The following is a 13,192-nucleotide window of genomic DNA, read 5'->3' as shown; positions in this document are numbered from 1 at the left end:
CCCCTCGCCACAGCAAGCTCCCTCGCCACAAAAATCAGCGCTCAACCATGGGGGACAAAGACATCCGCCAGCAGTTGATTGCGCGGCAAACCCGCCAGGTACAGGCGCCGGGCAAAGGCGTCGACGCTGTCGGGTGCTCCGCAGACTAAGGCCAGGGTTTGCCGGGAAACAAGGCGCAGTTGCGCCAAAGCCGCGGGCAACTCGGCCGCCGTCCACAGCTCGACATTAAGGTTTTCACGGCCCTCGGCCATGGCTTGCAGGGGTTTGGCCAGATAATGCTCACTGGCATCATGGGCCAGGTGAATGACGCGGATGGCGCCCTGGTGATGCTGACGCAATGCTTCACGCAAGATGCCGAACAACGGCCCCAGACCGGTGCCGGCCGCCAGCAACCACAGCGGTCGGGTGTGCCAGTCCGGATCGTAATGCAGCGCCCCGCCGCGCAACTCGCCGAGGCGAATCGGATCGCCGATTTTCAAGCGACGCGCCGCGTCACTGAATTCCCCCGGTTGACGGCAATCGAGGTGGAATTCCAGAAAGCGGTCTTCTTCCGGCAGGCTGGCCAGGGAATATGGCCGCGCCACCTGCCCCGCCCACAACACCAGATGCTGCCCCGCCTGATAGCGCAACGGGCGCTCGCTGCTCAGGCGCAAGCGCAACACGCTGGAGCTCAGCCAATCGCTGGCGACCACTTGCGCGGCAAGACCATCGCGCAGCGGGTCAAAAGTTTCGACTTGCAGATCGTCAACCACCTGGCACTGACAGGCCAACCGCCAACCCTGCTGGCGCTGTTCATTGCTCAAGGCATCGGGACGGCTGTCGCTGGGCAGGCCCTCGACACATTTGACCAGGCACGCGTGGCAACTGCCGGCCCGGCAGCTATAGGGCACCGGCACGCCGTTTTGATTGAGGGCATCGAGCAGGTTACTGCCCGCCTCCACTGCCCATTGGCGTTCGCCGACCCGTAACTCAGGCATCGACATTCTCCCAGGCGGCCGCGCAACGGTTACGGCCGTCACGCTTGGCGCGGTACAGCGCCTGATCGGCGCGGTGCAAGGCGTGATCCAGATCGTCGCCCAGTTCCAATAAGGTCATGCCCGCCGACAGGCTGAGGTGGGCGACCTCCAGGCCGACCAATTCGACATCCATGAAGGCAATGCGCAAACGCTCGCAACACGCCGTCAGGCGCTCGGCATCGCAATCGGGCAACAGCACCACGAATTCTTCACCGCCATAACGGGCCAGAATATCGCCATCGCGCAGGCAGGCCGTGGCCACTCCGGCGAACGCTTGCAGCACCTGATCGCCGGCGGCGTGACCATGAACATCGTTGATACGTTTGAAGTGGTCGAGGTCGATCAGCGCCAGGCCATGCACCACACCGACTTCCATGGCGCTCAGCTCGCGGCAGGCCAGGCGCAGGAAATGCCGGCGGTTGAACAGCCCGGTGAGTTCGTCGGTCGCCACCAGGCCTTCGAGCTGGCGCATCATTCCGCGCAGGGTGTCCTGATGCGCCTGCAAGGCGAACCGCCGTTGACGCATACGCTGGCGCGACAACTGGACGTAGCGGGCGTAAAGCACCAGCCAGCCGAGTACCACAAACAGCACGCACACCTGCAACAGGGCCTGCGTCGGGTCGGGCAGATGGAAGTGGTAGAGCTCCCATAACGTGATGGCGCTGAAACTGAAAAACACCAGCAACGCGCAACGCACAAAAGCAATACGCGACAGATGAAACAGCCCGAACAACAGGATCAGCAGGTAAAACACCAGAAACGCACCGCGCGCCTCGTCCAGATGGGCGATCAGCCAGGATTGCCAACCCAGCCCCAGCAGTATTTGCACTTCGGTCAGGCTGGGGTCGGGACAGCGCAGGTTCGTGCCGCTGTAAAACACCGCGAACAACACGGCCTGGCTGAACACCGTCAACACGCTGCCGATCACCATGCCGGCAAGGGAGTCGTCGTAATGGCCGGTGAAAAACGCCAGCCACACCAGCAGCAAGGCCAGGGCATAGGTGCCGGCCGCGAGGGCAAAGCGTTTGAGCAAAAGCCGCTGGATGGCGTTATGGGTCAATCGTTGATTCACCGTGCGAAAGGAGGCTGATCGAGTGTCCTACTCTACAGGCCGGATGCCACTTTAGTGGCGAGTCTGATAAATGACCATTCAATTTTTGGGGCGAAAATCTGGCGTCAAACCCATGACTTTGGCTCCGGATAACCTGTGGCGAGGGAGCTTGCTCCCGCTGGGCTGCGCAGCGGCCCCCTGCATTCTTTCGATAGATCGCGATTGCAGGGTTTACGACTGCTTCGCCGCTGAACGGGACGGTGCGGCGATCCGACAAGCTCCCTCGCCACAGAAGCCCTTCTATCCATGTGTGGGCGGTATGCGACCAACGTTTGACTGTCAACGGATGTACCCGCCTTTGATGCGCGGTATACTGCCGCGCCTTTTTAGCGTCGCGCCAGCATGCCCGGCGTGCCTTGAAAGGTGTCTGCGACCGACCGATGCACCCAAGCCGCAGGCACCTTATTGAATGTTCCCGTCTTTTAGAGGAGCGCGACTCGATGACCGTGATCAAGCAAGACGACCTGATTCAGAGCGTTGCCGACGCCCTGCAATTCATTTCCTACTACCACCCCGTGGATTTCATCCAGGCGATGCACGAGGCCTACCTGCGTGAAGAATCGCCGGCAGCCCGCGATTCCATCGCGCAAATCCTGATCAACTCGCGCATGTGCGCCACCGGCCACCGCCCGATCTGCCAGGACACCGGCATCGTGACCGTGTTCGTGCGCGTGGGCATGGACGTACGTTGGGATGGCGCCACCATGGGCCTGGACGACATGATCAACGAAGGCGTGCGCCGGGCTTACAACCTGCCGGAAAACGTCCTGCGTGCCTCGATCCTCGCCGACCCGGCGGGTGCTCGTAAAAACACCAAGGACAACACCCCAGCCGTTATCCACTACTCCATCGTTCCGGGTAACACCGTGGAAGTGGACGTGGCGGCCAAGGGCGGCGGCTCCGAGAACAAGTCGAAAATGGCCATGCTCAACCCGTCCGACTCGATCGTCGACTGGGTTTTGAAAACCGTTCCGACCATGGGCGCCGGCTGGTGCCCACCGGGCATGCTCGGCATCGGCATCGGCGGCACCGCCGAGAAAGCTGCCGTGATGGCCAAGGAAGTGTTGATGGAATCCATCGACATTCACGAGCTCAAGGCACGTGGCCCGCAGAACCGTATCGAAGAGATGCGCCTGGAGCTGTTCGAGAAGGTCAACCAACTGGGCATCGGTGCCCAGGGCCTGGGCGGTCTGACCACCGTGCTCGACGTGAAGATCATGGATTACCCGACCCACGCCGCTTCGTTGCCGGTGTGCATGATCCCGAACTGCGCCGCCACCCGTCACGCGCACTTCGTGCTCGACGGTTCCGGCCCGGCCTCGCTGGAAGCGCCACCGTTGGACGCCTACCCGGAAATCGTCTGGGAAGCCGGCCCGTCGGCCCGCCGCGTCAACCTCGACACCCTGACGCCGGAAGAAGTGCAGAGCTGGAAGCCGGGCGAAACCGTCCTGCTCAACGGCAAGATGCTCACCGGTCGCGACGCTGCGCACAAGCGCATGGTCGAGATGCTGAACAAGGGTGAAACCCTGCCGGTGGACCTGAAAGGTCGCTTCATCTACTACGTCGGCCCGGTTGATCCGGTGCGCGAAGAAGTGGTTGGCCCGGCTGGCCCGACTACCGCCACGCGGATGGACAAGTTCACCCGTCAGATCCTCGAGCAAACCGGCCTGTTGGGCATGATCGGCAAATCCGAGCGCGGCCCGACCGCGATCGAAGCGATCAAGGACCACAAAGCCGTTTACCTGATGGCAGTCGGCGGCGCGGCTTACTTGGTGGCGCAAGCGATCAAGAAATCCCGCGTGGTGGCGTTCGCCGAACTAGGGATGGAAGCGATCTACGAGTTCGACGTGAAAGACATGCCGGTCACCGTTGCGGTGGACAGCAAGGGTGAGTCGGTACACATCACCGGCCCTGCGATCTGGCAGCAGAAGATCAGCGAAAGCCTGGCGGTAGAAGTGCAGTAAGCGCTTCAGTCTGCCCATACGGCCGGCTCATCGTTATGGATGACCCGGCCGTTTTTTTATCCAGTGTCCAAACCGTTCGCGATAGAAAAACCTGGTACTTTGGCAACTCTCAAGACTGTCAGTCGCCCGAACGATCGGTGAGTGCGCGAACAGGACGCCGAGCCGACCACCTGCATGGTATGGTGCCCGCCCGACCTACTCTCTGTTTGCGCCAGCATGCTGCCGACCTCCCGTACCCTGCGTCTGTCGTTGTACTCCCTGCTGATCGTCGCCGGTGCCGTCCTCGCCGCCTCCCTGGCCATCCGCCACGCCGAACGCCAGGCGCTGGAAGAAGACGCCACCCGCGCCAACCAGCAACTGGCGCTGTACGCCAATTCCCTGCATACCCTGATCGACCGCTACCGTGCCCTGCCCGCCGTGCTGGCGCTGGACCCGGAGTTGCGCGCCGCGCTCGATGGCCCGGTAACGCCTGAGCAACAGGACGCACTGAACCGCAAACTGGAAAAAATCAACGGTGCCGCGCAGTCCTCGACCCTGGAGCTGCTCGACCGCACCGGCCTGGCCGTGGCCGCCAGCAATTGGCGTTTGCCCAGCAGTTACGTCGGCCACAACTACGGTTTTCGCCCCTACTTCAGCCAGACCCGCACCCAGGGCGCCGGGCGCTTTTATGCGGTGGGGGTGACCAGTGGCATTCCCGGTTACTTTCTCTCCAGTGCGGTGACCCGCGACAGCGGCGAGTTCCTCGGCGCCATGGTGGTGAAACTGGAATTCCCGGAGCTGGAGCGCGAATGGCGTCAGGGCAGCGACACGTTGCTGGTCAGCGATGCGCGCGGGATCATCTTCATCGCCAACCAGCCGGGCTGGCGCTATCGCCAATTGAAACCGCTGAGCGACAGCGACCGCGCCGAGCTCAAAGCCACCCGGCAATACGACAAACAACCGCTAACCCCGCTTGAGTATCAAGCGGTGCGACGCTTCGACGACAACAGTGCGCTGACCCGAGTCGACGGCCCCGACGGAACGGCGGATTACCTCTGGGAATCGCTGCCGCTGGCCGCCGAAGGCTGGACGCTGCACCTGTTGCGTCGCCCGCAAATCGCCTTCGAAGACCGCCGCAACGCCGGGCTCGCCGCTGCCGGCGCCTGGTTGACGCTGGTATTTCTGTTGTTGTTCCTTAATCAACGTTGGCGGCTGGCGAAATTGCGTCAGCGCAGCCGTGAAGAACTCGAACAACTGGTAGAAGAACGCACCCGTGACCTGCGCACCGCTCAGGACGGACTGGTGCAATCGGCCAAACTCGCGGCGCTGGGGCAGATGTCCGCAGCGCTGGCCCATGAAATCAATCAGCCGCTGACCGCCCAGCGCATGCAACTTGCTACGCTGAGGTTGCTACTCGATCACGGCCGGGTCGACGACGCCTACAAGGCGCTCAAACCGGTGGACGACATGCTCACGCGCATGGCCGCCCTCACCGGCCACCTGAAAACCTTCGCGCGCAAAAGCCCCAGCGGTTTGCGCGAGCGGCTGGATCTGGCGGCGGTAGTGGATCAGGCCCTGCAATTGCTCGACGCGCGCCTGCGCGATGAGCAGGTCAGCCTGGTGCTGCATCTGACCCGCCCGGCGTGGGTGCGTGGCGATGCGATTCGTCTGGAGCAGGTGCTGATCAACCTGCTGCGCAACGCCCTGGACGCCATGCAGGGCAAAACCTGCAAGCGTCTGGAGATTCGCCTCGAAGCCGATGAACAGCTGTGGCGCCTGAGTGTCATCGACAATGGCGGTGGCATTGCCGAAGAACATTTGAGCCAGGTGTTCGATCCGTTTTTCACCACTAAACCAGTGGGTGATGGCCTGGGCCTGGGGCTGGCCGTGTCCTTTGCCATCGTCCACGAAGCGGGCGGACGCCTGAGCGCCGATAATGGCGAAAAAGGCGCGGTGTTCACCCTGACGTTGCCCATTGATCTGGAGGTAGCTGCCTGATGCTCAATTCGGTGATGGTGGTCGATGACGAAAGCAGCATCCGCAGCGCCGTCGAACAGTGGCTGAGCCTGTCGGGGTTCGAGGTGCAGCTGTTCAGCCGCGCCGATGAGTGCCTGGCGCAACTGCCGAAACACTTCCCCGGGGTGATCCTCAGCGATGTGCGCATGCCTGGCATGAGCGGGCTGGAGCTGCTGGCCGAAGTGCAGCGCCGCGACGCCGATTTGCCGGTGATCCTGCTGACCGGTCACGGTGATGTGCCAATGGCCGTCGAAGCGATGCGCGATGGCGCCTACGATTTCCTCGAAAAACCCTTCAGCCCGGAAACCCTGCTGAGCAGCCTGCGTCGGGCGCTGGACAAGCGCCGGCTGGTGCTGGAAAACCGTGCCCTGCACGAACAGGCCGACAATCGCGCCAAACTCGATGCCACCCTGCTGGGAGTGTCCCGTGGTTTGCAGACGCTGCGCCGGCAAGTGCTGGATCTGGCGACGCTGCCAGTCAATGTGTTGATCCGTGGCGAAACCGGCAGCGGCAAGGAACTGGTTGCCCGCTGCCTGCATGACTTCGGTCCCCGCGCCGACAAACCCTTCGTCGCCTTGAACTGCGCAGCGATTCCCGAGCAGTTGTTCGAGGCCGAAATGTTCGGCCATGAGAGCGGCGCGTTCACCGGCGCCCAGGGCAAGCGCATCGGCAAGCTCGAATACGCCGACGGCGGCACGCTGTTTCTCGATGAAATCGAAAGCATGCCGCTGGCGCAGCAAGTGAAACTGCTGCGGGTGTTGCAAGAACAAAAGCTTGAGCGCTTGGGCTCCAATCAGAGCATCCGCGTGGATTTGCGGATCATCGCCGCGACCAAACCCGACTTGCTGGATGAAGCCCGGGCCGGGCGTTTTCGCGAGGACCTGGCGTATCGCTTGAACGTCGCCGAGCTGCGTCTGCCGCCATTGCGCGATCGGCGTGAAGACATTCCGCTGTTGTTCGAGTTCTTCGCGCAGAGTGCCGCCGAACGTCTTGGCCGTACCTTTCCACCGTTGAGCGGGCCGCAATTGAGCCATCTGCTGAGCCACGACTGGCCGGGCAATGTGCGCGAACTGGCGAACGTCGCCGAACGCCAAGTGCTGGGTCTCGGCGAACCGGAGCCGGTGGGGATCGATCCCGGCCAGTCACTGGCGGCGCAGCAGGAAGCCTTCGAAGCGCATTGCTTGCGCGCGGCACTGACCCGGCACAAAGGCGATGTGAAAGCGGTGCTTGAAGAACTGCAACTGCCGCGCCGTACCTTCAATGAAAAGATGCAGCGGCATGGGTTGAGCCGGGAGATGTTTCTCGGCGAATGACCATTAAGATCAAAAGATCGCAGGCTTCGCCAGCTCCTACGGGTGTACGCCAATCCCATGTAGGAGCTGCCGAAGGCTGCGATCTTTTCGGCGGTTTCCCGCTCACCACCCTCCAATAGATAAGCGGATTTCCGCTCAACAAAACCCGCCATCCCCTCTAAACCGGCCCTCCTCCCCTTGGCACAGCTCCTGCTATAGCCCCTGCAGGCTGCGTTTACACGCGCTCCACAAAAACAATTAAACGAAGGATCCTTCAATGGATAACTCCAACGCCCTGCCCCTTGGGTCGGCTGCCGTGCCGGCTAAAGAAAGAAGCACCGCCAGCCGGATCAAATCGATCTTCAGCGGCTCTGTCGGCAATATGGTCGAGTGGTACGACTGGTACGTCTACGCCGCCTTTTCCCTGTACTTCGCCAAAGTCTTCTTCCCCAAAGGCGACACCACCGCCCAACTGCTCAACACCGCCGCAATCTTCGCCGTGGGCTTTTTGATGCGCCCGATCGGCGGTTGGCTGATGGGCCTCTACGCCGACAAGGCCGGCCGTAAAGCCGCGCTCATGGCGTCGGTCTACCTGATGTGCTTCGGCTCGCTGCTGATCGCCCTGAGCCCAGGCTATGAAACCATCGGTATCGGCGCGCCGATCCTGCTGGTGTTCGCCCGCCTGCTACAAGGTTTGTCGGTGGGTGGTGAGTACGGCACCTCGGCGACGTACCTCAGCGAGATGGCGACCAAGGAACGTCGCGGCTTCTACTCGAGTTTCCAGTACGTGACGCTGATCTCCGGCCAGCTCATCGCCCTGGGTGTGCTGATCGTGCTGCAAAATTTCCTTACCACCGAAGAGCTGTACGCCTGGGGCTGGCGCATTCCGTTCGCCATCGGCGCGCTGTGTGCCGTGGTCGCGTTGTACCTGCGTCGTGGCATGGAAGAAACCGAGTCGTTCACCAAGAAAGAGAAAGCCCGAGAAAGCGCGATGCGCACCTTGCTGCGCCATCCCAAGGAACTGATGACCGTGGTCGGCCTGACCATGGGCGGCACGCTGGCGTTCTACACCTACACCACGTACATGCAGAAATACCTGGTGAACACCGTCGGCATGAGCATTTCCGACTCCACCACGATTTCTGCGGCCACGCTGTTCCTGTTCATGTGCTTGCAACCGATCATTGGCGGGCTGTCGGATAAAGTCGGTCGGCGGCCGATCCTGATTGCCTTCGGTATTCTCGGGACGCTGTTCACCGTACCGATCCTGACCACCCTGCACACCATCCAGAGCTGGTGGGGCGCGTTCTTCCTGATCATGGCGGCGCTGATCATCGTCAGCGGCTACACCTCGATCAACGCGGTGGTCAAAGCCGAACTGTTCCCCACCGAAATCCGCGCCCTGGGCGTTGGCCTGCCGTACGCACTGACCGTGTCGATCTTCGGCGGCACCGCTGAATACATCGCCCTGTGGTTCAAGAGCATCGGCATGGAAACCGGTTACTACTGGTATGTCACGGCGTGCATCGCGGTGTCGTTGCTGGTGTACGTAACCATGAAAGACACCCGCAAGCATTCGCGGATCGAGACCGACTGACAGTTATATTGATAGAGGCTGTACCGTCCTCTTCGCAGGCAAGCCCGTGAAGAGGACGACTCAGTCTCAAGTCAACTCGGCCGCCGTCTGCTTCGCGTACTTGCCCTGCACGTAAGACGCCCCCGCAATCATCACCACCAGAATCCCCGCCAACACCAGCGACGAACCGATGGTGCCGAAATCCAGGCCGCCCTTTGCATGGGGTTTGGTCAGGAAGTCACCCAAGGTTGCGCCGAATGGCCGCGTCAGCACGAACGCCACCCAGAACAGCAGCACCGACGAAATCTTCGTGAAGTATTTCAACAGCACCACCAGCGCAATGGTCGAACCGATCAACAGTGCGCCACCGGTAAAACCCAGGCCCGAGTCGTCGGCCAGGTAATCGCCGAGTGCGGTGCCCAAGGTGTTGGAAAACAGAATCGCCATCCAATAGAACATCTCGCCACGGAAGGTCTGGACCTTGGTGACGTTCAGCGAATCGCCGCTCAAGCGCCAGGCCGCGAAAATCCCCAGCAGAATCGCAATCAGGATCATCGAACCGGTGGCGTAGCCCAATTCAAGGGTGCGGTCCATGAAGTCGGACATGGTGGTGCCAGCGGTGCTGGTCGACAGAATCACGATCCAGTACAGCACCGGCTTGTAGGTTTTGGACATCAACTGCGTGACCAGCGTCAGCACAAAGACGCTGATCAGGATCAGCGAGCTGATGGCGTAACCAACATTAAGGGTCATCGACAACAAATCCCCCGCGGTTTCCCCCAGGGTCGTCGCGCAGATTTTCATCACCCAGAACGCAAGGGTGATCTGAGGAAGCTTATTCATTCAAGGAGAACTCCAGTGTTCGTGACGGTCGTTTCTTCGGGTTATTGACCGGTGCGCAGACTGGCGGTGGAGCAGTGAAAAATAGGTAAGTGCAGGATGAAAATTCTGTCACTCAAGCAAAAGAGCGCGATTAATCGCTGGTTAATGCCCAGCACGCATCCTGCCCCCCGTCGATCAATTCATTGCAATGTGCAAACTGGAGTTACCCATGAAAACCAAACTGATGCTCGCCCTGACCCTCTCCGTGCTGGCGGCCAATACCTTCGCCGCCGATGGTTACGACCGCACCGGTTCCGCCGTCTTCACTGCGCAAAGCAACACCGCTGACGAGAGCCGCACCGACGCGGCCAAAGTCGCTACCGACAGCGTCGATCGCACCGACGCTGCCCGCACCAACTGATCGCTGAACGCACCACACAGCCCGGCTTTGGCCGCAATGCTGTTCACTTGAACGCACTCCCAGTCATGCCTACCTTTGTGGCGAGCGAGCTTGCTCGCGCTGGGCTGCGTAGCGGCCCCAAAAATCTGACAACCATTGCCGATTTTTGTGAGTGCTACGCACTCAAGCGGGAGCAAGCTCCCTCGCCACAGGTTTCTCTGACTCAAGACGCTCTTAAGTGAACGGTATTGCGGCTTTTGCCGGGCTTAGTCATTTCTGGGATCTATTTGCAGTAACAACATCCCGAGCTGGAATTTACCCGATACGGCCTGCACTATTTGCCATCCCGAACGCCCCAGGAATTCACTCCATGCCCGACGATATCCATTTCTACGAACCCGCCAACGGCCACGGCCTGCCCCATGACCCGTTCAACGCCATCGTCGGCCCGCGTCCCATCGGCTGGATTTCCTCCCAGGACGCCAACGGTCGCCTGAATCTAGCGCCCTACAGCTTCTTCAATGCCTTCAACTACATTCCGCCGATCATCGGGTTCTCCAGTGTCGGGCGCAAAGACAGCCTGAACAACATCGAGCAGACCGGCGAGTTCGCCTGGAACCTGGCGACGCGTCCGCTGGCCGAGCAGATGAACCAGAGCTGTGCCATGGTCGGGCCGGAGGTCAACGAGTTCGAACTGTCCGGACTGACCACCGCCGCGTCGAAAATCATTCAGGTGCCACGGGTCGCCGAAAGCCCGGTGTCCTTCGAGTGCAAGGTCACGCAGATCATTCAGTTGCAGCGCGCCAACAAGGAAGTGGTGCCGAGCTGGCTGATTCTCGGCGAAGTGGTCGCCGTGCATATCGCCAAATGGCTGTTGAAGGATGGGGTGTACGACACCGCCGCGGCAGAACCGATTCTGCGCGGCGGCGGGCCAGCGGATTATTTTCAGCTGGGGCCAGAGGCACTGTTCAAGATGTTCCGCCCGGGGGCGGTCAAGTGATTACCAGAGCAGGTCGGCGTCTTCTTTGACGTCTTTGAGGCGGGTCAGCTCTTTGGCCGCGGCCTCGTCGGCTTCATGAGCGGTCTTGAAAGTCTGGCCTTCCAGCACTTTGTGAAAAACCGGGGCACCGGAACCACCGAGGGCTTTGACGGCAATCGCGGCGTGGTAACCGCCCTCGCCCGGTACTACTGCTGAAACGGCTTCGAAGTGTTCAAAGGCTTTACGTGCCATGTCGCGGATCCTGGCTAATGGAGAGTTGCGCCATTAAACCCTCAACCGGCCAGTTTGTGTACCGCTGCCTGGGACTGGCCGAGGGCCTGGGTCGCCGAGACATCCTTGAAGGTATGGAAATCCAGGCTGTTGACCACCATATCCTGCACCAGCTCGGCAAAAATCTGCATCGCCGGGCTACCGAAGTAAGCAGTCATCGCCTGTTGGCTGGCCCAGAAACCGGACACCAGCCACAGCTCGGGATCACATTGCGAGTGCTGCAGGGCGAAGCTCAGGCAACCCGGCGCGTTGCGCGACGGTTCGATCAGGGCGCTCAGGCGCGCACCGAGTTCTGCCGAACGCCCGGCGCGGGCGCGAACGAAGGCCATATGACTGACGGGGATCTGCGTAGACATGTTCAACCCTCCCAGGGAGTCGAGTGGCAGCCGTGGGACGGGCTGCGACAGGATCCAAGATTAGGCGGCGCATCACCGTCACCGTTAGTCGATTTCTGCCGGCTTATTGCACAATCCTGCGCGACTGCAGCAAACGCCTGTAACAATCGGTAAAACCCGTCACGCCACTGTCACACGAGTTTTGTGTAGGAGCTGCCGAAGGCTGCGATCTTTTGACTTCTGTTTTTAAGATCTAGAGATCGCAGCCTTCGGCAGCTCCTACAGGGGGAGGTTTGCGTCAGCCGTTGTCCATCTGCGTCACGTCATGACGGGGCGGCACACGAAGCCCGTGCAGAATCAGGCAAGCTTTTGGCAGGATGTGTCTACCGCTGTCCCTTGCACAAATTTAAGCTCGGCCCATGACCAACACTTCACGGAGGATTCCCTGCATGTCGTCGCTCGATCACTTTCAGGCTCCGCTTCCCGCCGACATGGAGAAACAGCGCGCGGAACTGGCCGACCTGATCCGCCGCAACACGCTGGACGATGGCTCCTACGCCACCGCCGTCGGTTCGCTGTTCATGTCGCGTCACAGCAAATCCCATGATTTCGCCCCGGGGCTGGCCCAACCGGCCCTGTGCATCATGGCCCAGGGGCGCAAGGAAGTTCGGCTGGCGGACGAGCACTTCAATTACGACCCTCTGAATTACCTGGTGGTGTCAGTCTCGATGCCCTTGAGCGGACGGGTGGTGAATGCCTCGCCCGAAGAACCGATTCTCGCCGTTCGGCTGGACATCGACCCGGCGGAAATCACCGCGCTGATTGCTGACGCCGGCCCCATCGGCGTGCCCACACGGCCCACCGGTCGCGGCCTGTATGTCGAGCGGATCGACGCGGCCATGCTCGACGCCGTGCTGCGCCTGGTGCGTTTACTGGACACACCGAAAGACATCGCCATGCTGGCGCCGCTGATTCGCCGGGAGATTCTGTATCGGCTGTTGCGCAGCCAGCAGGGGCATCGGCTGTATGAGATTGCCATCGCCAACAGTCAGAGCCATCGCATCAGCCAGGCGATCAAATGGCTCAACGGCAATTATGAGCAACCGCTGCGCATCGATGATCTGGCGCGGGAAGTGAACCTGAGTGTGTCGACACTGCATCACCGCTTCAAGGCGATGACGGCAATGAGTCCGCTGCAGTATCAGAAACAGCTGCGCCTGCAAGAAGCACGACGGTTGATGCTGGCCGAAGGGCTGGAAGCGTCGGCGGCGGGGTATCGGGTGGGGTATGAAAGCCCTTCGCAGTTCAGCCGCGAGTACAGCCGATTGTTCGGGGCACCGCCGCTGCGGGATTTGGCGCGGTTGCGGTTGACCGTGTAATCAAATTCACACACACCCCGTAGGAGCTGCCG

General features: G+C 61.1%; 12 protein-coding genes. 7 read left to right on the top strand and 5 right to left on the bottom strand.

Annotated features, from left to right (window positions below):
- Positions 1 to 41 precede the first annotated feature (41 nt).
- Entirely contained in the window at positions 42 to 977 is a 936-nt protein-coding gene (locus ACEN9A_RS05350; protein ID WP_258672560.1) for an iron-sulfur-binding ferredoxin reductase, read from the bottom strand.
- The gene (locus tag ACEN9A_RS05345) at positions 970 to 2,076 is read right to left on the bottom strand and encodes a GGDEF domain-containing protein (protein ID WP_258672559.1); all 1,107 of its coding nucleotides are present in this window, start codon (positions 2,074 to 2,076) and stop codon (positions 970 to 972) included. The genes ACEN9A_RS05350 and ACEN9A_RS05345 overlap by 8 nt, the downstream gene beginning before the upstream one ends.
- Before the next feature lie 491 nt (positions 2,077 to 2,567).
- On the opposite strand from ACEN9A_RS05345, the gene ACEN9A_RS05340 reads away from it, so the two are divergent.
- The 4 genes from ACEN9A_RS05340 to ACEN9A_RS05325 all read left to right on the top strand — a co-directional run bounded on the left by ACEN9A_RS05340 (position 2,568) and on the right by ACEN9A_RS05325 (position 8,975).
- Complete coding sequence (locus ACEN9A_RS05340; RefSeq protein ID WP_007938826.1) at positions 2,568 to 4,091, top strand: fumarate hydratase; 1,524 nt, start codon at positions 2,568 to 2,570, stop codon at positions 4,089 to 4,091.
- A 216-nt stretch (positions 4,092 to 4,307) separates the two neighbouring features.
- Positions 4,308 to 6,068: a sensor histidine kinase gene (locus tag ACEN9A_RS05335; protein WP_019651401.1), complete on the top strand. Its 1,761-nt coding sequence runs from the start codon at positions 4,308 to 4,310 to the stop codon at positions 6,066 to 6,068.
- Positions 6,068 to 7,399: a sigma-54-dependent transcriptional regulator gene (locus tag ACEN9A_RS05330; protein ID WP_019651400.1), complete on the top strand. Its 1,332-nt coding sequence runs from the start codon at positions 6,068 to 6,070 to the stop codon at positions 7,397 to 7,399. Before ACEN9A_RS05335 ends, ACEN9A_RS05330 begins: the two co-directional genes overlap by 1 nt.
- Before the next feature lie 256 nt (positions 7,400 to 7,655).
- Positions 7,656 to 8,975: an MFS transporter gene (locus tag ACEN9A_RS05325; RefSeq protein ID WP_018926549.1), complete on the top strand. Its 1,320-nt coding sequence runs from the start codon at positions 7,656 to 7,658 to the stop codon at positions 8,973 to 8,975.
- Between the two features lie 66 nt (positions 8,976 to 9,041).
- Here the strand turns inward: ACEN9A_RS05325 and ACEN9A_RS05320 are convergent, their stop codons facing one another.
- The gene (locus ACEN9A_RS05320) at positions 9,042 to 9,797 is read right to left on the bottom strand and encodes a COG4705 family protein (protein ID WP_258672558.1); all 756 of its coding nucleotides are present in this window, start codon (positions 9,795 to 9,797) and stop codon (positions 9,042 to 9,044) included.
- A gap of 208 nt (positions 9,798 to 10,005) precedes the next feature.
- Here ACEN9A_RS05320 and ACEN9A_RS05315 point away from each other — a divergent pair, with 208 nt between their 5' ends.
- Together ACEN9A_RS05315 and ACEN9A_RS05310 are read left to right on the top strand one after the other, a co-directional pair.
- The gene (locus tag ACEN9A_RS05315) at positions 10,006 to 10,197 is read left to right on the top strand and encodes a hypothetical protein (RefSeq protein WP_258672557.1); all 192 of its coding nucleotides are present in this window, start codon (positions 10,006 to 10,008) and stop codon (positions 10,195 to 10,197) included.
- Between the two features lie 349 nt (positions 10,198 to 10,546).
- Positions 10,547 to 11,176, top strand: coding sequence for a flavin reductase family protein (locus tag ACEN9A_RS05310; RefSeq protein WP_018926552.1), 630 nt, complete (start codon positions 10,547 to 10,549; stop codon positions 11,174 to 11,176).
- On the opposite strand, the gene ACEN9A_RS05305 is transcribed toward ACEN9A_RS05310, so the two are convergent.
- Together ACEN9A_RS05305 and ACEN9A_RS05300 are read right to left on the bottom strand one after the other, a co-directional pair.
- Positions 11,177 to 11,407: a hypothetical protein gene (locus ACEN9A_RS05305; RefSeq protein ID WP_007938844.1), complete on the bottom strand. Its 231-nt coding sequence runs from the start codon at positions 11,405 to 11,407 to the stop codon at positions 11,177 to 11,179.
- A gap of 41 nt (positions 11,408 to 11,448) precedes the next feature.
- The gene (locus ACEN9A_RS05300; protein ID WP_230174931.1) at positions 11,449 to 11,802 is read right to left on the bottom strand and encodes a putative quinol monooxygenase; all 354 of its coding nucleotides are present in this window, start codon (positions 11,800 to 11,802) and stop codon (positions 11,449 to 11,451) included.
- A gap of 428 nt (positions 11,803 to 12,230) precedes the next feature.
- Here ACEN9A_RS05300 and ACEN9A_RS05295 point away from each other — a divergent pair, with 428 nt between their 5' ends.
- On the top strand, positions 12,231 to 13,160 hold the full coding sequence (locus ACEN9A_RS05295; RefSeq protein ID WP_019651397.1) for an AraC family transcriptional regulator: 930 nt from the start codon (positions 12,231 to 12,233) through the stop codon (positions 13,158 to 13,160).
- Positions 13,161 to 13,192 lie beyond the last annotated feature (32 nt).

The sequence above is a fragment of the Pseudomonas sp. Pseusp18 genome, assembly GCF_059506005.1.
The sequence above is the reverse complement of the archived record's forward strand: the minus strand, read 5'-3'. Positions and strand labels throughout refer to the sequence as shown.